Consider the following 17,936-nt stretch of genomic DNA (forward strand, 5'->3'; position numbering starts at 1 on the left):
ACACTGTCATCGATCTATCGTTGACTGCCTCAACGGGCAAGAACACGACCTGGCGGCCGACGAGCCGCAGGCGGGAGGAGCATCATGACCATCACCCAGCGGGATCGCGATCTCGGCACGGCCTACGCGATGCGGGAAGCAAGCACGCGCACCGAGCTGACTTCGGTCGCGCGCGGCACGCCGATGGGCGAACTGCTCCGCCGCTACTGGCACCCCGTCGGTCTCGTTAGTGACGCCACCGATACGCCCAGGAAAGTCCGCGCGCTCGGCGAGGACCTCGTCCTGTTCCGCGACAAGCATGGCCGGCCCGGCCTGCTGCACGCACGCTGCTGCCACCGCGGCACCACGCTGTATTACGGCAAGGTCGAGGAGGACGGCATCCGCTGCTGCTATCACGGCTGGAAGTTCGACGCGCAAGGCCACTGCCTCGAGCAACCCTGCGAGCCCGACGGCGGGCAGTTCAAGGACAAGGTGCGCCAGCCCTGGTATCCGGTCCAGGAACGCTACGGGCTGATCTTCGCCTATATGGGCCCCGCCGAGAAACGCCCGGTCCTGCCGGCTTATGAATGCCTGGAGACCATGGACGAGGGTGAACTCGTCGAGGCCGATGATTCCTCGATCGGCGGCGGGGGACCAGCCATCATCCCCTGCAACTGGCTCCAGCATTTCGAGAACGTGGTCGATCCCTACCACGTGCCGGTGCTGCACGGCTCGTTCTCGGGCCCGCAATTCACCAACATGATGGCCTCGATGCCGGAGGTGAAGTTCGAGAAATCGCCGCGCGGGGTCCTCGTGCGTTCGGAGCGCAAGCAGGACGACGGCAAGGTGTTTTACCGCGTCAGCGAGGCGGCGCTGCCGACCTTACGCGTCGTGCCGAACCCGCGCGTCGCGCAGTTCGCCCGCGTCGAATCGATCGGCTGGGTGCTCCCGATCGACGACATTTCTTTCCGCATTTATGTCGCCGGCCGAGTGAAGAATGCCGGCGACATCGGCCGCATGCGCTCGAAGTTCAACGGAAAATTCTGGTGGGACATGAGTGAGGCCGAGCACCAGCAGTTTCCCGGCGACTATGAGGCTCAGGTCGGCCAGGGCCCGGTGACCATCCACTCCGAGGAGCATTTTGGCCAGAGCGACCGCGGCATCCTGATGATCCGGCGCATGCTGACCGATCAACTCGAGGCACTCGCCGCAGGCCGCGACCCGATCGGAGTCTCCTTCGATCGCAGCGCGCCGCCGGTCGCATTCGAAGCAGGGAATTACATCCGCGACGCCTAGACGAGACGTACCAACGACAACAAGATAGACGTATCGGGGGAAGCGATGGTCGATGTGACGTCAGACGTGCCGACGCCGGCGGCCGCCGCCGCAAAGCCGTCCGCGCGGCGCTATTACGTGCTGGGCCTGCTCACCATCATCTACGCGCTGAACTTCCTCGATCGCACCATCTTCAACGTCCTGATCGAGCCGATCAAGAAGGAGTTTCAACTCAGCGACACCATGATGGGTCTTTTGGCTGGCTTCGGCTTCGCGCTGTTCTATTCCCTGCTCGGCATTCCCATCGCGCGCATGGCCGACCGGCTGAACCGGCGCAACATCGTCGCGCTCGCCTTCGCGTTCTGGAGCGCGATGACGGCGCTGTGCGGTATGGCCACGAGCGTGACCTCGCTGGCGCTTGCCAGGATTGGCGTCGGCATCGGCGAATCCGCAGGCTCGCCGGCCTCGCAATCGATCGTCGCCGATCTCTTTGCCAAGAATGAGCGGCCCCGCGCGCTCGGCATCTATGCCATCGGCACCTATCTCGGCGTGTTCCTCGGCTATTTCGTCGGCGGCTATGTCAACCAGCACTATGGATGGCGCATGGCCTTCTACGTCGCGGGCCTGCCCGGCATCCTCCTTGCCGCCGTCTTGTGGCTGACGATCTCCGAGCCGAAGCGCGGCGCCATGCAGGAAACGTTCACGCCCGAGCCGCTCGGACCGACGCTGCGCTTTCTCGCCTCCCAGCAGAGCTTCATCGTCGTGCTGATCGGCTTCTGCCTCACGACCTATACGAATTACGCAACCGCGGCGTGGATCCCGCCGTTCCTGGCGCGCGTGCACCATTTGTCGAGCGCCGAGATCGGCACCTATGCAGGGACCTTCAAGGGGCTCGCCGGGATGGCGGGCACGCTGCTCGGCGGCTTCGTGGTGGCGCAGGTCAGCCGCCGCGACGATCGCTGGAAGCTGTGGGCACCCGCGGTGACTTCGGGGCTGGCCGGCCCCGTGTTCGCGCTGTGCATGCTGACGCAGGATTTCGCGACCATGGTCGCGATGCTGGCGCTGACCTCGTTCCTGGTCGGCTTTCATCTCGGGCCGATCTTTGCGATCGCGCAGACGGTGGCAAAGCCCAGCATGCGGGCGCTCGCCTCGGCCCTCATTGCCCTGACCGCAACCTGCTTCGGCCAGGGGCTTGGCCCGCTCATCGTCGGCGTGATCAACGACGCGCTGAAAGCCGGCTTCGGCGCGGACGCCGTCCGCTACTCCCTGCTGTCGGCGGCGGTCACGACCACCGTGGGTGCCCTCCTCTTCCTGCGGGCTGCCCGGACGATCCGGACCGATATTGCCCGGGCGGCGGCCTGAAACGGCCCTCCGGACGAAACCTGGCAAATGAAACCATTTTGCCGAAGGCGCGAAACCATCCGGAAACAGATCGTCCTTAGAAGGTGGGCCAACAGACGGGCGGGAAAGCCCGTCGGGAGGCCCAGATGAACCACTCCATTCACTCTGCCGATCGTGCGACACACCTGAAGATCGTGGTGGTGGCGCTGGTGGCCGGTATCGCAGTGGCAGCCTTCGGGATCGCGGCGCGGACCAGCGTCGACCTCAGCGAGACCGCCCAGGCCACCCACACGATCAAGGCCGGCAAGCCGGTGGTGGTGACGAGCTCGGGTACGTCGGAGATCCGGTAAGGAAAAAGGTCCGTTTCGGACAGACGTCAAGGCCGCCTTCGGGCGGCTTTTCATTTGCGGCGTTTTGTGGAGAATTTAGGGCTAAGCCATTGATTCAATGGCGCGAGAGACGGGGCTCGAACCCGCGACCTCCGGCGTGACAGGCCGGCGCTCTAACCAACTGAGCTACTCCCGCGTGCTGGGCAAAGCCATGCGGAACGAGGGGGGACTTAAAGGCGCGATCTGGTGAAGTCAAGGACGTTGCGCCTCTCCTGTAAACATCGGGTGTTTCTGCGAGACTTCACCGAATCCAGCCCCGGATGCCAACGTCAAGCCGGGTCCCGAATCGTCGGGCGGCAGGAAGCCGCCCAATCCCCGCGCGGACGGGCCGCCCGCCACCGGGGGAACTTCTGGAATCGATCCGAGGCCTACGCTTCATTAAGCCTGATCACGCCTCCTTGCGCGGCGACACGCGGTCCCCGGAATGACGCTTTTCTGGTATACCGCCAGCTCATCCGACTCCGGCGGTTACGAGAAGAAATGCCCCTCACCTTTACCCACACCGTGACCGAGCGCTTCCTGCGCTACGTCACCATCGACACCCAGTCCGATCCCGAATCCCCCACATCGCCCTCGACCGAGAAGCAGAAGGATCTCGGCCGCGTGCTCGTCACCGAGCTCAGGGAGATGGGCGTCGAAGACGCCCATCTCGACGACTACGGCTATGTCTATGCGACGATCCCGTCCAACACCGACAAGAAGGTGCCGGTGATCTGCTTCTGCTCGCACATGGACACCTCGCCCGACTGCTCGGGCAAGGACGTCAAGCCGCAGGTCGTGAAGAATTATCGCGGCGGCGACATCACGCTGTCAGCCGATCCCACCCAGGTGATCCGCTTCGCCGAGCATCCCGCGCTCAAGAACCAGATCGGCAACGACATCGTCACCACCGATGGCACGACGCTGCTGGGCGCCGACAACAAGGCCGGCGTTGCCGAGATCATGGATGCCGCGCATTTCTTCATCAACAATCCCGACGTGAAGCACGGCACCATCAAGATCCTGTTCACGCCCGATGAAGAAATCGGCCGCGGCGTCGACAATGTCGATCTCAAGAAGCTCGGGGCCGACTTCGGTTACACCATGGACGGCGAAAGCGCCGGCAGCGTCGAGGATGAGACCTTCTCGGCCGATGGCGCGACCATCACCATCACCGGCGTCAGCGCCCATCCCGGTTACGCCAAGGGCAAGATGGAGCATGCGATCAAGATCGCAGCCGCTATCGTCGAGCGCCTGCCCAGGGAAGGCTGCTCGCCCGAGACCACCTCGGGCAAGCAGGGCTTTCTGCATCCGATCGGCATCTCCGGCGCGCTGGAGCAGGCCACGCTCTCCTTCATCGTGCGCGACTTCACCGAGGAAGGGTTGAAGGAGAAGGAGACGCTGCTCGAGGGTATCGTCAAGGATGTCATGAAAGACTATCCGCGCTCGACCTACAAGTTCGAGGTGCGCGAGCAGTACCGCAACATGAAGCAGGTGATCGACCGTCACCCGCATATCCTCGAATACGCGATCGAAGCGATCCGCCGCGCCGGGCTACGCCCGATGCGCACAGCGATCCGCGGCGGCACCGACGGCTCGCGCCTCTCCTTCATGGGCCTGCCCTGCCCCAACATCTTTGCCGGCGAGCACGCGTTTCACTCGCGGCTGGAATGGGTCAGCCGGCAGGACATGGAGAAGGCAGTGCAGACCATCGTGCATCTCGCGATGATCTGGGAGGAACGGGCGTAGGCCGTTCGGCCTTGGATGCGGCCACGACGATTGCTGTCGGGTGCTGGGACGACCGGACTTACGACCGGCCCTGGAGTTCATCGCGAATGCAGCTTGAATCGACTCTCACCTGTCCGGAATGCGGCCATTGCATGCGCGAGGCCATGCCGACGGACGCCTGCCAGTTCTTCTATGACTGCAAGGGCTGCGGCAGGAGGCTGAAACCGAAGGTGGGCGATTGCTGCGTATTCTGCTCGTTCGGATCGGTCCCCTGTCCACCCGTCCAGGCGGGTGACTGCTGTTCCTAAGCCATGATCCGGACCCGAAGGGCCGCGTTAGCGCAAAATGCGAAGCGGTTATCATGCTCAAACAATGACCTAAAGTGCGATGACGATTCATCCAAATCTCATCGCGCCTTAGACCGCGCCAAGCGTCCGAGGATCTCGCATGGGCTTCTACCAGGACAGGATCGTGCCTTGGCTGACGCATCTGGCGATGCGCCAGGCCCAACTCGTGCCGTATCGAACACGCGTTGCCTCCGGCGCGACCGGCCGCGTGCTCGAGATCGGAATTGGTCCCGGGCTCAATCTCGCGTTCTACGGGCCTGATGTGACCGAGGTCATCGGCCTTGATCCGTCACCAAAGCTTCTGGAGATCGCGCGCGATGCCAGCCGAAAGAGCATGGCACCGCTCGAGCTGATCGAAGGCTCGGCGGAGGCAATTCCGCTGGAGAATTCGAGCGTGGACACGGTGGTGACGACCTGGACCATGTGCAGCATCCCGGACGTCAGTCGCGCATTGTTGGAAGCGCGGCGCGTCCTGAGGCCTGGCGGAAAGTTCCTGTTCGTCGAGCATGGCCGCGCGCCGGAGCCGCGCGTGCAATGGTGGCAGGATCGTTTGACCCCACCCTGGAAGCGCCTCTCGGGCGGCTGCCATCTCAATCGCGCCATTGCCGACCTGATCGGCAGCAACGGATTCGCCGTCGAAGACCTCCATCTCGGCTATGCACCGGGACCGAAACCGATGGCATTCATGTATGAAGGGCAGGCAGCGCCGCGCTGACCACGTTTGTCGACATCGTGATGTCGCCCCGGTTTACAGGTTCCGCAACGACGTGCAACAAACGCGCATGCACCCAAAACGGTTCATCAACGGCCTGGTTATGCTGCTCGTCGCGGTCGGGCTTCTGCTCGCGCCGCTGTCGACGCCGGCATCTGCCATGCCGGTGTCCGGCGGCGCCGGCAATATCATGCAGGTGATGTCGGATGACATGCAGGCTGTGTCCGAAGACATGCCCTGCTGCCCGGACCAGACCAAGAGCAAGAACTGCGACACCTGTCCGTTCGTGGCGCTGTGCATGCTGAACCTCACGCTCCCCGCTCCTTCCGGAGCGAGCTCGCTTATCGAGCGGAATCCGCGGCGGAACGCGCTTGCGCCGCGCGATGATCTCCTGCGCGATGGGCTCGCGGCAAAGCCCCCCGACCATCCTCCTCGAACCGACGTCTGACCGGCGCGGAAGCGCCTGATCGCTGACGCATGCCTGCAGAGGCACGCGCATCGTCGCATGCCGCCTTGCTGCACGTCGCAGTGGCGGCTCACCAGACCTATCGAGGAATTGAAATCATGACGACTTCCAACGTTGCGCGCGCCGCTAAGGCTGCGCTGATCGGTGCTGCCTTCGCAGGAACCACCCTGACGGCACATGCCGAAATCAAGAACTACGAATTCCAGCTCGTTCAGCCGACGGTCAAGGCCGGCGCCGATCGCATTGTCACGGTGCGGCTGGTCGACAAGACTACCGGCAAGGCGGTGCCCGACGCGGTGATCTTCGCCAGCCGGCTCGACATGGCCCCGGACGGCATGCAGGAGATGGTCACCAAGGTCACGGCAATGCCGGGCACGGAGCCGGGGACCTACCGGTTCAAGGCCAATTTTGGCATGGCCGGACGCTGGCAGCTTTCGCTCGGCGCCAAGGTGCAGGGCGAAACCGGCACGGTGGAAAACAAGCTCGTCGTTACGGCCGAGAAATGACCCGCCTCGCCGCCATGGGCACTGCCGCTGCGATTCTCGCAGCGGCAGGTGTCGCGCTGTTGGCCGGCATCGGTGCGCGCCCGCAGTTCGACGCCGACCACCTTGCATCCGCCGCGCGCGCGGCAGATGCGGGCGCACCGATCTATTTCCGGGATCCGGACGGCAAGCCGTTCTACTCGCTCACGCCAAAGAAGACGCCGGATGGCCGCGACTACCGCGCCGTGCCTGCCGGCGCGGATATCAGCTTCGACGAGCCCGATCAGCCTTCGGACACGAAGGCTGCCGACGCCAACAGCGATCATACGAGCGATCGCAAGATCAAATATTACCGCAACCCGATGGGCCTGCCCGACACCTCGCCGGTGCCGAAGAAGGACTCGATGGGGATGGACTACATCTCGGTCTACGAGGATGACGACAGCGACGACGGGACGGTCAAGCTGTCGCCGGGCAAGATCCAGCGCACAGGCGTCAAATCCGAGCCGGTCGTGCAGCACCCCGTCAAGTCGGTGATCCGCGCACCGGGAAGAGTTCAGGAAGACGAGCGGCGCGTTTCAGTGGTCGCCCTGCGCTTCGAGGGATTCGTCGAAAGCGTCGCGAACGTCACAACTGGGGACCATGTCCATAAGGGGCAGCCGCTCATGAACGTGTACAGCCCGGCGCTATCCAGTGCTGCTGCCGAATATCTTTCCGCCATTAATGCCGGCGCAACCGGCCAAGCGCTCAAGGGTGCCCGCCGCAGACTGGAAAATCTCGCTACGCCGGAGTCGGCCATCAGGGAGCTCGAACGCACGCGCGAAATCTCGCTATCCATCCCCTGGATCGCTCCGCAGGACGGCGAAATACTCGAGCGTAACGCGGTAAACGGGATGCGCGCGGGACCGGGCGACGTTCTTTTCAGGATCGCCGATCACCGCCTGGTCTGGGTCGTCATCGACGTCGCGGAACGCGATCTCAGTCAGGTTTCCGTTGGAAGCAACGTGACGATCAGGCCGCGCGCTCTGGCTGACCGGACTTTCACCGGAGTGGTGGCGCTGATCTATCCGCACCTGAACGCACAGACCCGCACCGCTCGCATCCGTGTCGAAGTACCAAATCCGGATGAGGTGTTGCGGCCCGAAATGTATGTCGACGCGGAGATTCAATCTGGCACACCCGGCCCGGTCTTGGCAGTGCCGGAAGGTGCTGTCCTCGACAGCGGCACGCGCCAAGCCGTCCTGATTGACAAGGGCGATGGCCGCTTCGAGCCGCGCGAGGTCAAGCTCGGCCGTCGCGGGGGTGGCTTCGTTGAAATCACCGATGGTGTCACCGCAGGCGAATTAGTCGTCACCTCGGCCAACTTCCTGATCGACGCCGAGAGCAACCTGAAAGCCGCGCTCAAGGGATTTACCGAGCCTGGCAAGGCGCAAGGTACCGATCCCTCCGACGACAAGACCGTGGGAGGCAAGCCATGATCGCGCGCGTCATCGCATGGTCGGCGCGCAACCTGCTCCTTGTGCTGTTCGGCACGGGCTTCGCCGCCGCTGCAGGCCTCTATGCGCTGATCCACCTGCCGCTGGACGCCATTCCCGACCTCTCCGACACCCAGGTGATCGTCTACACGGAATATCCCGGACAGGCGCCCCAGGTGATCGAGGATCAGGTCACCTATCCCCTCACCACCGCGATGCTGACGGTACCGAAATCGAAGGTGGTGCGCGGATTCTCCTTCTTCGGTGTCTCCTTCGTTTACGTCATCTTCGAGGACGGGACCGACATCTACTGGGCGCGCTCGCGGGTGCTGGAATTCCTCAACAGCGCAGCGCCCCGGCTGCCCGCCGGCGTTACGCCAACGATCGGCCCGGACGCGACAGGCGTCGGCTGGGTCTACCAATACGCCGTGATGTCCAAGGAGCTGAACCTCGCGGACACCAGGACAATCCAGGACTGGAATCTGAAATTCGCGCTCGCCAAGGCCGAAGGCGTCGCGGAGGTCGCAAGCGTCGGCGGCTTCGTGAAGCAGTACAACGTCATCCTCGATCCACAGCGCATGCGCGATCTCGGCATCACCATGCAGAAGATGCGCGACGCCATCCGCGCCAGCAATGCCGACGTCGGCGGGCGCACCGTCGAGCTCTCCGAGTTCGAGTATGTCATTCGCGGCAAAGGCTACCTCAAGAGTATCAACGATCTCGGCAACATCGTGTTGAAGGCCGAGAACGGAACGCCCGTACTCTTGCACGACGTCGCCCGCGTCGAGCTCGGGCCGGACGAGCGCCGTGGCATCGCCGAGCTCAACGGCGAGGGCGAGGTGGCGAGCGGCATCGTGCTCCAGCGCTTCGGCATGAACGCGCTCGACGTGATCGAGAGCGTCAAGAAGCGGTTCAAGGAAATCGCGACCAGCCTGCCGAAATCGGTCGAGATCGTCCCGGTCTACGATCGCTCGAATCTCATCAAGGCGGCGATCGAGACGCTCAGGCACACGCTCGTCGAAGAGAGCATCGTGGTGGCGCTGGTCTGCATCGCGTTCCTGCTGCACGTCCGCAGCGCCCTCGTCGCCATCCTGATGCTTCCTGTCGGCGTGCTTATGGCGTTTGGGGCCATGAAGCTGCTCGGGATCGGCTCCAACATCATGAGCCTCGGCGGCATCGCCATCGCGATCGGCGCCATGATCGACGCCGCCATCGTCATGATCGAGAATGCGCACAAGCATCTGGAGCGCGCCGAGCCCGGCCGCTCGCGCGTCGCGATCCTCATCGACGCAGCATCGGAGGTGGGCCCGGCGCTGTTCTTCAGCCTCCTCATTATCACCGCGTCGTTCATGCCGATCTTCACGCTGGAGCAGCAGGAAGGTCGGCTTTTCAGCCCGCTCGCCTTCACCAAGACCTTTGCGATGGCGGCGGCGGCGCTGCTGTCCGTCACGCTGGTGCCGGCGCTCATGGTGATTTTCGTCCGCGGCAGGATCATCCCGGAGCACAGAAATCCGATCAACCGCTTCCTGATTTTCATTTATCGCCCGGTGATCAAGGGGGTATTGCGCGCCAAGATAGTGGTGATCCTGCTCGCGATCGGCGTGCTCGCCGCCTCGATCTGGCCGGCGCGGCAACTCGGCACCGAATTCATGCCGAACCTAAACGAGGGTACCCTGCTCTATATGCCGACCACCCTGCCGGGGATTTCGGTGACCAAGGCGGCCGAACTGATGCAAACCCAGGACCGGATCATCCGCTCGTTCCCTGAGGTCGCCTCGGTCTACGGCAAGGCCGGCCGCGCGGCCACCGCGACCGATCCCGCGCCGCCAGAGATGTTCGAGACTGTGGTCAATCTCAAGCCGAAGGAGCAGTGGCGCGCTGGGGTGACGATCGACAGCCTAATCGCCGAGATGGACAAGGCGCTGCTATTTCCCGGCGTATCCAACGCCTGGACCATGCCGATCAAGGCGCGCATCGACATGCTCTCCACCGGCATCCGCACGCCGATCGGCGTCAAGGTCATCGGCACCGACCTTGCCGGCATCGACAAGCTTGCCCGGCAGGTCGAGCAGGTGCTGAAGGCGGTCCCCGGCACCTCTTCGGCCTACGCCGAGCGCGGCCTCGGCGGCTACTACCTCGAAATCACGCCGAACCGGGAGGCGCTGTCGCGCTACGGCATCATGGTGCAGGACGTGCAGGACACAATCGCGACCGCGCTCGGCGGCCAAACCGTGACGACGACCGTGGAGGGCCGACAGCGCTTCACCGTCAACATGCGCTATCCGCGCGATCTTCGTGACAATCCGAAGGCGATCGAGAGCGACATCCTCGTCCCGATGCCGGCCGGCGGCGCCGTCCCGCTCGGCGAGGTTGCAAGCGCCACGCCCGCGCGCGGGCCGACATCGATCCGGACCGAGAACGGGCAACTCGCGACCTACATCTATGTCGACATCCGCGACCGCGACCTCGGCGGCTACGTCGCTGATGCACAGCGCGCGGTGCAGGCGAGCATCCAGTTTCCAGCAGGCTCTTACGTGGTCTGGAGCGGACAGTACGAATATCTGGAACGCGCCACTGCGCGGCTCAAGATCGTCGTGCCGGTGACGCTGCTGATCATCTTTCTCCTGCTCTACCTCAACTTCCGCTTGGTCACCGAGACCATGATCGTCATGCTCTCACTGCCGTTCGCCCTCGTGGGCGGCCTCTGGCTGATGTGGTGGCTCGGCTTCAACCTCTCCGTCGCGGTCGCCGTCGGCTTCATCGCCCTTGCAGGCGTGGCCGCCGAGACCGGTGTCGTCATGCTGATCTATCTCAACCAGGCTTTCGCTAAAACCACGGCGCACTGCGCCCGCGAGGGTCGCACAATGACCCGCAACGATCTCTACGCGGCGATCATGGAAGGCGCGGTCGAGCGCGTCCGGCCCAAGATGATGACGGTGGTGGCGATCATGGCCGGGCTCCTGCCGATCATGTGGAGCACCGGCACGGGCTCCGAGATCATGCAGCGCATCGCGGTCCCCATGATCGGGGGCATGATCTCGTCGACGCTGCTGACGCTGATCGTGATCCCCGCGATCTTCGGATTGATCAAGGGATTTGGGCTGCCGTCCGGCGGCGGCGGAAACGTGCAGCCGCCAATCGATATCGCGGATGCTACGCTGCTAACTCCAGAACCTGAACAGAGGCGCCGAGCCGCGCCTAGTCCGATACCGACCGGCCATGCGATCGGCGGCGTCGCACGATGAAGCCGGCCTCTGACCTTCGATTCATCCACGATCAAGGCTGGCCGGTCCCCGCCAAACCCGAGCCCACGGCGCTAGGCGCGGGTTGCCCGACACGGTCGCCATCCGCGCAAGTCCCAGGGAAGATGATTGTGAGCACAAAGGCCCGAGCCCGGTCACCCCCCGGGAAGCTGGGGCCTTCTGCTTTTGCGCAGCTTTGGCTCTCCTATGTTAACGACGCCAATCTCGCGATCATCAAAGATGCGAATCGGGGTGGAACCTCCAGGAGCGGGAGAGCGGCGTGGATCGCAGAACGGCGTGCCTGAACCAGGCAAACGCATTCCGGGAAAAGGCGCTCGCCGATCCCGAGCACCACGATCAATGGATCGATGAAGCCATCAAATGGCTGGAACTGGCGTTGGAAGCGAGCTGCCACGTCGCGGTGACGGTCGAAGCGAGTGATGGCTGCACCGTTCCGCAGCTGGCGGCGGCAGCCGACACCGTCGTATCGCATCAGCCTGACGCGCAGGTCCTGATCACACCCGCACGTGAGAACCAATCGCGACAGGCTGTCGCCGCTGCGGCGTTTATTCTCGGGACGTAACAATGTTGCGGGTCGACACTGTTCCCGCAGGCGTGCTAGGCGGGACACGAACCGCAACGAGAGTGACCTCGTGTCCGCGATCCGCTGGCCATTCGGGATGTTTCGCACGCGCCATCTGCGCGGGCTGCTGGCCGTGCTCGTCGCAACCATCTACCTGCTGTCGTGCCTGCTGCACGGCGCGCACGAACTCGATGTGACCAACCCCTCCAGCAAGGCGGAGATCGCCTCCGTGCTGGACGGGGCCGCCGGCCATAACAAGGCGTTCGCCGGCCATCATTGCCATGGCTGCTTCTCGGTGACGGTTGCGCAGCCGGCGCAGGCCGAGACCCTGACTGCTCTCGTCGCCGCTCCCGAGCCACCGCGCCTGCCTGCCATCGCCGGCGTGGTGCTCGATACGGACTCCCCGCCTCCCAAACGTATTGCCTGAACGGATTGGTCGGGCGCTCGCGCGCCTCCTAGCTTCATCCTTCACAGGTCGATTCCATGTTTTGCAGGCGAACTGCCGCGCGCTTGGCGTGCGCGACGGCGATTCTCATCGGCGGGCCGCTCATGCTGGCCGCGCAGGCCCAGACCCTGACCATGCGCAGCGCGCTGACGCGCGCGCTGGCCGCCAGCCCACGGCTGACGGCCGCCGAGCGCGACGTCGGCATCGCCACCGGCCAGCGCATCCAGGCGGGCGCGCTGCTCAATCCCGAGCTTTCCTACGAGCAGGACAATTCCTTCGGCTCCGGCATCTACCGCGGGACAAAATCGGCCGAAACCACGCTCCAGATCAGCCAGGCGTTCGAGTTGTTCGGCAAGCGCGAGGCACGCATCGCTGCGGGTAGCGCCGGTGTCGAGGTCGCCGCGATCCAGCGCAAGGCTGTCAGGCTCGAGGTGCTGTCGGAGACGGCGATCGCCTTCCTCAGTGTGCTCGGCGCCCAGCGCCGCATCCAGATCCTCGACGAGCAGGTCGCCGCGATCGATCGCCTGACACCCCTGCTCCGCCGCCGTGTCGAGGCCGGCGCGTCTTCACCCGCAGAGACCGGCCGGGCCGAGGTCGCCTCCGCGCTGGTGAAGGCCGACCGCGAGCGCTTCAAGGCGACGCTTGCCAGCGCCCGGCGCGAGCTCGCCCTGCTGATGGGCGATCCCACGCCGAAATTCGCCGACGTCTCCGGACGGCTTGACGCCATGGGCCGTCCGCCCTCGTTTCAGTCGGTGGTTGCCGCGATCGACGCCAACCCGCAACTTGTGCGCTGGACCGCAGTCTACGCCCAGCGAAATGCCGAGCTGCTGCTGGCGCGGTTGAAGCCATATCCGGACGTCCGGATCGCCGCCGGCTGGCGTCATTTCAACGAGACCAATGACGACGCGGTACGCCTCACCGTCTCGGTGCCGATCCCCGTGTTCGACCAGAACCAGGGCAACATCCTCTCGGCGCAGGAAAGTCTCGCCAGGACGAAAGCCGAGCGCGAAGCCAATCGCAACGCGTTGATCGTGATTGCCGGCCGCGCCTACGACTCGCTGCAAGGATCGCTGCGCGAGCTCGCGATATTGCGCGAGACCGCGATCCCGAAGGCCCAGGAGGCCGCCGAGGCGATCTCGCAGGGCTACGGCCAGGGCCGCTTCACGCTGCTCGAGGTGCTCGATGCGCAGGCAAGCGTGACGCAGGCGCGGCTGCGCGAGCAGGAAGCGCAGCAAAATTTCCACGCCGCGGTCGCGACCATCGAAGGTCTCGTCGGCAATCCCTTCACGCTCGCCCGGGAGAGCGCCAGATGAAGACATCCTCAACCATCCTCGTGGCTCTCATCACCGCCGCGCTCGGCGCCTATGGCTATGCCATGCTCGCACCCGCCAGGGTCGAGACGACGGAGCAGGCGCACGAGAAGAAGCCGGCGAACGAGCATGTCGAGCAGGACGAGCATGGCGCCGACCGCATCAGGATCTCCGACGTCAAGCTCGCCGCCGCGGGCGTCGCGCTCGCGGAAGCCGCAAGCGCGACGCTGACCGACACCCTCTCCTTCAACGGTGTGCTGCGCGCCAACCAGGAGGCCGTGGTGCAGGTGACGCCGCGCTTCCCCGGCATCGCCAAATCGATCCGCAAGCGGATCGGCGATACCGTCGCCAGGGATGACCTCCTGGCATCGATCGAAAGCAACCAGAGCCTGACGGCCTATGATCTCAAGGCGCCGATCGGCGGCACGATCATCGACCGGCAGATCTCGCTCGGCGAATACGCCTCCGAGCAGAAGCCGGCCTTCGTCGTCGCCGATCTCTCCACGATCTGGGTCGACCTCTCGATCTATCGCCAGGACATCAAGCGCGTGCGCCTCGGCGACGAGGTGCTGATCGATCCCGACGACGGCCGCGGCGAGATCAGGGGCGCGATCTCCTATCTGGCCCCGGTCGGCGTCAGCGAGACCCAGACCGCGCTGGCGCGCGTCGTGCTGGAGAACGCCGACGGACGCCTGCGGCCGGGCCTCTTCGTCAGCGCGCGGCTGATCCTCGCCGCGCGCAACGTCGCCGTGGCGGTTCGAGCCAGCGCCATCCAGACGCTGGAAAACCGGACCATCGTCTTCGTCCGCGAGGACGGCGACAAGATCGAGGCCCGCCCGGTCGAACTCGGCGAGTCCGATCCGCGCTACGTCGAGATCAAGGCGGGGCTGTCGGCCGGCGAGCGCTACGTTGCCGAAAACAGCTTCGTCGTGAAGGCGGAGATGGGCAAGGGAGACGCCGATCATGATTGAACGCATCCTCGCCTTCTCGCTTCAACAGCGCTGGCTGGTGGTTCTCCTCTCGCTCGTGGCCGCGATCTTCGGCGCCTGGAATTTCACGCGTCTGCCGATCGATGCGGTCCCTGACATCACCAACGTCCAGGTCCAGATCAATACGAACGCCCCAGGCCTGTCTCCGCTCGAGGCCGAACAGCGCATTACCTTTCCGATCGAAACCGTCATGGGAGGCCTGCCAAGGCTCGACTATACGCGCTCGATCTCCCGCTATGGCCTGAGCCAGGTCACGGTCGTGTTCCAGGAAGGCACCGACGTCTACTTCGCCCGCCAGCTCGTGGGCGAGCGCATCCAGCAGGTGAAGGATCAACTGCCCGCAGGGACCGAGGTCGCGATGGGACCGATATCGACCGGTCTCGGCGAAATCTACATGTACACGGTCAGTGCCGAGCCGGGCGCGAAATCCGCGAGCGGCCGCGAATACACGCCCACCGAACTCCGGACCATCCAGGACTGGATCATCAAGCCGCAGCTCCGTACCGTTCCTGGGGTGGTCGAGGTCAACTCGATCGGCGGCTATGAACGGCAATTCCACGTGCTTCCAAATCCGGGCCGGATGATGGCCTACAATTTCGGCTTCCGGGATGTGCTGAGCGCCCTCGCCGCCAACAACGCCAATGTCGGCGCCGGCTACATTGAGCGCAACGGCGAGCAATATCTGGTCCGCGCGCCCGGCCAGGTCGCAACGATCGAGGAGATCCGCGACGTCGTGATCGGCTCCCGCGGCGGCGTGCCGGTTCGCGTTCGCGACGTCGCCGACGTCCAGGAAGGCAAGGATCTGCGGACCGGCGCGGCATCCGTGGACGGCAAGGAGACCGTGCTGGGCACCGCGATGCTGCTGATCGGCGAGAACAGCCGCTCGGTCGCGCAGCGGATCGCGGCCAGGCTTGGCGAGATCGCCAAGTCGCTGCCGGACGGCGTCGTCGCGCGGGCGGTCTATGACCGTACGCATCTGGTGGAAGCGACGATCGAGACCGTTCAGAAGAACCTGCTGGAGGGGGCCGCCCTCGTCATTGCCGTCCTGTTTCTCGTTCTCGGCAACATCCGCGCGGCGCTGATCACCGCCTGCGTCATTCCCCTCTCGATGCTGCTGACGATCACCGGCATGGTCGGAGCCAAAGTCAGCGCCAATCTGATGAGTCTGGGTGCAATCGATTTCGGCATCATTGTCGACGGTGCCGTCATCATCGTCGAAAACTGCCTCCGCCTGCTTGCGCAGGAACAACACACGCGCGGTCGTCTGCTGTCGGTCACGGAGCGGACCGAGACGATCCGGGCGGGCGCCAGCGAGGTGATCCAGCCGAGCCTGTTCGGCACGCTGATCATCGCCGTGGTCTATCTCCCGGTCCTGACCTTGACCGGCACCGAGGGCAAGATGTTCACGCCGATGGCGCTCACGGTGCTGATGGCGCTGGCCGGCGCGGCCCTGCTGTCGGTCACCTTCGTTCCTGCCGCGATCGCGATCCTGGTCAGCGGCAAGGTCTCGGAGAAAGAAAATATCTTCATGCGAGCGGCGAAGCGGATCTACGTTCCGCTTCTCGACCGGGTCATCCGTCACCGTGTCGGCGTAGCCCTCGCGTGCTTCGTCGTCGTTGCCGGCAGCCTGGCTGCGGCAACCCGGATGGGCGGCGAATTCATTCCCAGCCTTGATGAGGGAGACGTGACGATCGAGACGCTTCGGATCCCCGGCACCAGCCTGACGCAGAGCGTGGAGATGCAGCTCCGGCTCGAGCGCGCGCTCAAAGAGGTCCCCGAGGTCGCCACCGTGTTCTCCAAGCTCGGCACCGCGGAGGTCGCCAACGATCCCATGCCGCCCAACGCTGCCGATACCTACGTCATGCTGAAGCCCAGGGAGCAATGGCCGGCCCCCGGCAAGTCCAAGGCTGATGTCGTCGAGGAGCTCGATCGCGTCGCCAACACGCTGCCGGGCTCGAGCTACGGCATGACGCAGCCGATCCAGATGCGCTTCAACGAGCTCATCGCGGGCGTACGCAGCGACGTCGGCGTCAAGATATTCGGCGACGATCTCGACATCCTGCTTGGAATTGCGCAGCAGGTGCAGTCCGTCCTGCGCGGTATCAATGGCGTAGCCGATCTGAAGACCGAGCAGGTCGCGGGCCTGCCGATACTCACCGTCAAGCTCGACCGTCAAGCCTTGTCGCGTTATGGCCTCAGCGTCGGCGACGTGCAGAGCGTCGTCGAGATCGCGGTCGGCGGGAAGCCTGCCGGCAAACTCTACGAGGGCGATCGCCGTTTCGATATCGTCGTTCGCCTGCCGGAAAACCTGCGTGCCAACCTTGATGCGATCAAGGCCATTCCCATTTCCCTGCCGCCCGGACCGGAGGGTGCGGCACTGACCAGGACGGCATGGGCGGGCACAACCGGCGCGCCGCTACGCTACGTGCCGCTCTCCTCGGTGGCCGCCGTAGAGATTGCGCCGGGTCCCAACCAGATCAGTCGTGAGAACGGCAAGCGCCGCGTCGTGGTCGCGGCCAACGTCCGCGAGCGCGATCTGGGCTCGTTCGTCACCGAGGCGCAGGATGCTGTTGCGCAGAAGGTCAAGCTGCCGCCCGGCTACTGGATCGGCTGGGGCGGCCAGTTCGAGCAGCTTGTCTCGGCGACCAAGCGGCTGACCATCGTCGTGCCGGTGGCGCTGCTGCTGGTGTTCCTCCTGCTGTTCATGAGCATGGGGTCGGCGGCGGATGCGCTGCTGGTCTTCAGCGGCGTGCCGCTGGCGCTCACGGGCGGTATCGCGGCGCTGCTGATGCGCGGCATCCCGCTGTCGATCAGCGCCGGCGTCGGCTTCATTGCACTGTCCGGCGTCGCCGTGCTCAACGGCCTCGTCATCATCGCGTTCATCGAGCGGCTGCGGAGCGAGGGCAAGCCTCTCGTCTTGGCCGTCCACGAAGGCGCCCTGACGCGTCTGCGCCCGGTGCTGATGACCGCGCTGGTCGCCTCCCTCGGCTTCGTGCCTATGGCGCTTGCGACCGGCGCCGGCGCCGAGGTGCAGCGGCCGCTCGCGACCGTCGTGATCGGCGGCATCATCTCCTCGACCGTGCTGACGCTCCTGGTCCTGCCGGCACTCTACGTGCTGTTCCGTCGTGACGGCGTCCGCGAAACGCCTAAAATGGGTTCTGATTTGGCGCACGCCGATTCCGGGGAGCGGTAGA

15 protein-coding genes and 1 tRNA gene are annotated in these 17,936 nt (G+C 64.8%); 15 read left to right on the plus strand and 1 reads right to left on the minus strand.

Features of this window, described 5'->3' with window-relative positions; all coding sequences use genetic code 11:
• Positions 1 to 84 precede the first annotated feature (84 nt).
• The 3 genes from Q2941_RS04585 to Q2941_RS04595 all read left to right on the plus strand — a co-directional run bounded on the left by Q2941_RS04585 (position 85) and on the right by Q2941_RS04595 (position 2,945).
• Positions 85 to 1,275 (plus strand): aromatic ring-hydroxylating dioxygenase subunit alpha, encoded by a 1,191-nt coding sequence (locus Q2941_RS04585; protein WP_027523791.1) that lies wholly within the window; start codon positions 85 to 87, stop codon positions 1,273 to 1,275.
• Between the two features lie 45 nt (positions 1,276 to 1,320).
• Complete coding sequence (locus Q2941_RS04590; RefSeq protein WP_027523790.1) at positions 1,321 to 2,616, plus strand: spinster family MFS transporter; 1,296 nt, start codon at positions 1,321 to 1,323, stop codon at positions 2,614 to 2,616.
• Positions 2,617 to 2,741: 125 nt separating this feature from the next.
• A complete protein-coding gene (locus Q2941_RS04595; protein WP_254112159.1) occupies positions 2,742 to 2,945 on the plus strand; it encodes a hypothetical protein in 204 nt (67 codons plus the stop codon).
• A 98-nt stretch (positions 2,946 to 3,043) separates the two neighbouring features.
• On the opposite strand, the gene Q2941_RS04600 is transcribed toward Q2941_RS04595, so the two are convergent.
• Positions 3,044 to 3,120, minus strand: a tRNA-Asp gene (locus Q2941_RS04600).
• A 344-nt stretch (positions 3,121 to 3,464) separates the two neighbouring features.
• On the opposite strand from Q2941_RS04600, the gene pepT reads away from it, so the two are divergent.
• The 12 genes from pepT (at position 3,465) to Q2941_RS04660 (ending at position 17,935) form a co-directional block, all read left to right on the plus strand.
• On the plus strand, positions 3,465 to 4,712 hold the full coding sequence (gene pepT / locus Q2941_RS04605; RefSeq protein WP_027527432.1) for a peptidase T: 1,248 nt from the start codon (positions 3,465 to 3,467) through the stop codon (positions 4,710 to 4,712).
• A gap of 86 nt (positions 4,713 to 4,798) precedes the next feature.
• Complete coding sequence (locus tag Q2941_RS04610) at positions 4,799 to 4,999, plus strand: GDCCVxC domain-containing (seleno)protein (protein ID WP_458191754.1); 201 nt, start codon at positions 4,799 to 4,801, stop codon at positions 4,997 to 4,999.
• Positions 5,000 to 5,138: 139 nt separating this feature from the next.
• Positions 5,139 to 5,753 (plus strand): class I SAM-dependent methyltransferase, encoded by a 615-nt coding sequence (locus Q2941_RS04615; protein ID WP_254112157.1) that lies wholly within the window; start codon positions 5,139 to 5,141, stop codon positions 5,751 to 5,753.
• Between the two features lie 67 nt (positions 5,754 to 5,820).
• Entirely contained in the window at positions 5,821 to 6,198 is a 378-nt protein-coding gene (locus Q2941_RS04620; RefSeq protein WP_458191755.1) for a hypothetical protein, read from the plus strand.
• Between the two features lie 116 nt (positions 6,199 to 6,314).
• Positions 6,315 to 6,722, plus strand: a complete 408-nt coding sequence (locus tag Q2941_RS04625; RefSeq protein WP_027527435.1) for a FixH family protein — start codon at positions 6,315 to 6,317, stop codon at positions 6,720 to 6,722.
• Complete coding sequence (locus Q2941_RS04630) at positions 6,719 to 8,176, plus strand: efflux RND transporter periplasmic adaptor subunit (RefSeq protein ID WP_458191756.1); 1,458 nt, start codon at positions 6,719 to 6,721, stop codon at positions 8,174 to 8,176. The genes Q2941_RS04625 and Q2941_RS04630 overlap by 4 nt, the downstream gene beginning before the upstream one ends.
• Entirely contained in the window at positions 8,173 to 11,418 is a 3,246-nt protein-coding gene (locus Q2941_RS04635; protein ID WP_458191757.1) for an efflux RND transporter permease subunit, read from the plus strand. Before Q2941_RS04630 ends, Q2941_RS04635 begins: the two co-directional genes overlap by 4 nt.
• Before the next feature lie 277 nt (positions 11,419 to 11,695).
• Complete coding sequence (locus tag Q2941_RS04640) at positions 11,696 to 11,998, plus strand: hypothetical protein (protein WP_458191758.1); 303 nt, start codon at positions 11,696 to 11,698, stop codon at positions 11,996 to 11,998.
• 70 nt (positions 11,999 to 12,068) lie between these two features.
• On the plus strand, positions 12,069 to 12,425 hold the full coding sequence (locus tag Q2941_RS04645; protein WP_458191759.1) for a hypothetical protein: 357 nt from the start codon (positions 12,069 to 12,071) through the stop codon (positions 12,423 to 12,425).
• Positions 12,426 to 12,481: 56 nt separating this feature from the next.
• Positions 12,482 to 13,756: a divalent metal ion exporter subunit IhpA gene (ihpA, locus tag Q2941_RS04650; protein WP_254112154.1), complete on the plus strand. Its 1,275-nt coding sequence runs from the start codon at positions 12,482 to 12,484 to the stop codon at positions 13,754 to 13,756.
• A complete protein-coding gene (gene ihpB / locus Q2941_RS04655) occupies positions 13,753 to 14,724 on the plus strand; it encodes a divalent metal ion exporter adaptor subunit IhpB (protein WP_027527439.1) in 972 nt (323 codons plus the stop codon). The genes ihpA and ihpB overlap by 4 nt, the downstream gene beginning before the upstream one ends.
• Positions 14,717 to 17,935 (plus strand): efflux RND transporter permease subunit, encoded by a 3,219-nt coding sequence (locus Q2941_RS04660; protein WP_458191760.1) that lies wholly within the window; start codon positions 14,717 to 14,719, stop codon positions 17,933 to 17,935. Before ihpB ends, Q2941_RS04660 begins: the two co-directional genes overlap by 8 nt.
• The last annotated feature ends 1 nt before the right edge of the window (position 17,936 follow it).

The organism is Bradyrhizobium sp. UFLA05-153 (genome assembly GCF_054185185.1).

Excerpts from the sequence above, each read along its gene's own strand:
- Q2941_RS04590 (WP_027523790.1), top strand. The coding sequence starts at position 1,321 with ATGGTCGATGTGACGTCAGACGTGCCGACGCCGGCGGCCGCCGCCGCA.
- Q2941_RS04630 (WP_458191756.1), top strand. The coding sequence starts at position 6,719 with ATGACCCGCCTCGCCGCCATGGGCACTGCCGCTGCGATTCTCGCAGCG.
- Q2941_RS04660 (WP_458191760.1), top strand. The coding sequence starts at position 14,717 with ATGATTGAACGCATCCTCGCCTTCTCGCTTCAACAGCGCTGGCTGGTG.
- Q2941_RS04620 (WP_458191755.1), top strand. The coding sequence starts at position 5,821 with ATGCACCCAAAACGGTTCATCAACGGCCTGGTTATGCTGCTCGTCGCG.
- Q2941_RS04585 (WP_027523791.1), top strand. The coding sequence starts at position 85 with ATGACCATCACCCAGCGGGATCGCGATCTCGGCACGGCCTACGCGATG.
- Q2941_RS04595 (WP_254112159.1), top strand. The coding sequence starts at position 2,742 with ATGAACCACTCCATTCACTCTGCCGATCGTGCGACACACCTGAAGATC.
- ihpB (WP_027527439.1), top strand. The coding sequence starts at position 13,753 with ATGAAGACATCCTCAACCATCCTCGTGGCTCTCATCACCGCCGCGCTC.
- Q2941_RS04610 (WP_458191754.1), top strand. The coding sequence starts at position 4,799 with ATGCAGCTTGAATCGACTCTCACCTGTCCGGAATGCGGCCATTGCATG.
- Q2941_RS04635 (WP_458191757.1), top strand. The coding sequence starts at position 8,173 with ATGATCGCGCGCGTCATCGCATGGTCGGCGCGCAACCTGCTCCTTGTG.
- pepT (WP_027527432.1), top strand. The coding sequence starts at position 3,465 with ATGCCCCTCACCTTTACCCACACCGTGACCGAGCGCTTCCTGCGCTAC.
- Q2941_RS04615 (WP_254112157.1), top strand. The coding sequence starts at position 5,139 with ATGGGCTTCTACCAGGACAGGATCGTGCCTTGGCTGACGCATCTGGCG.
- Q2941_RS04625 (WP_027527435.1), top strand. The coding sequence starts at position 6,315 with ATGACGACTTCCAACGTTGCGCGCGCCGCTAAGGCTGCGCTGATCGGT.
- ihpA (WP_254112154.1), top strand. The coding sequence starts at position 12,482 with ATGTTTTGCAGGCGAACTGCCGCGCGCTTGGCGTGCGCGACGGCGATT.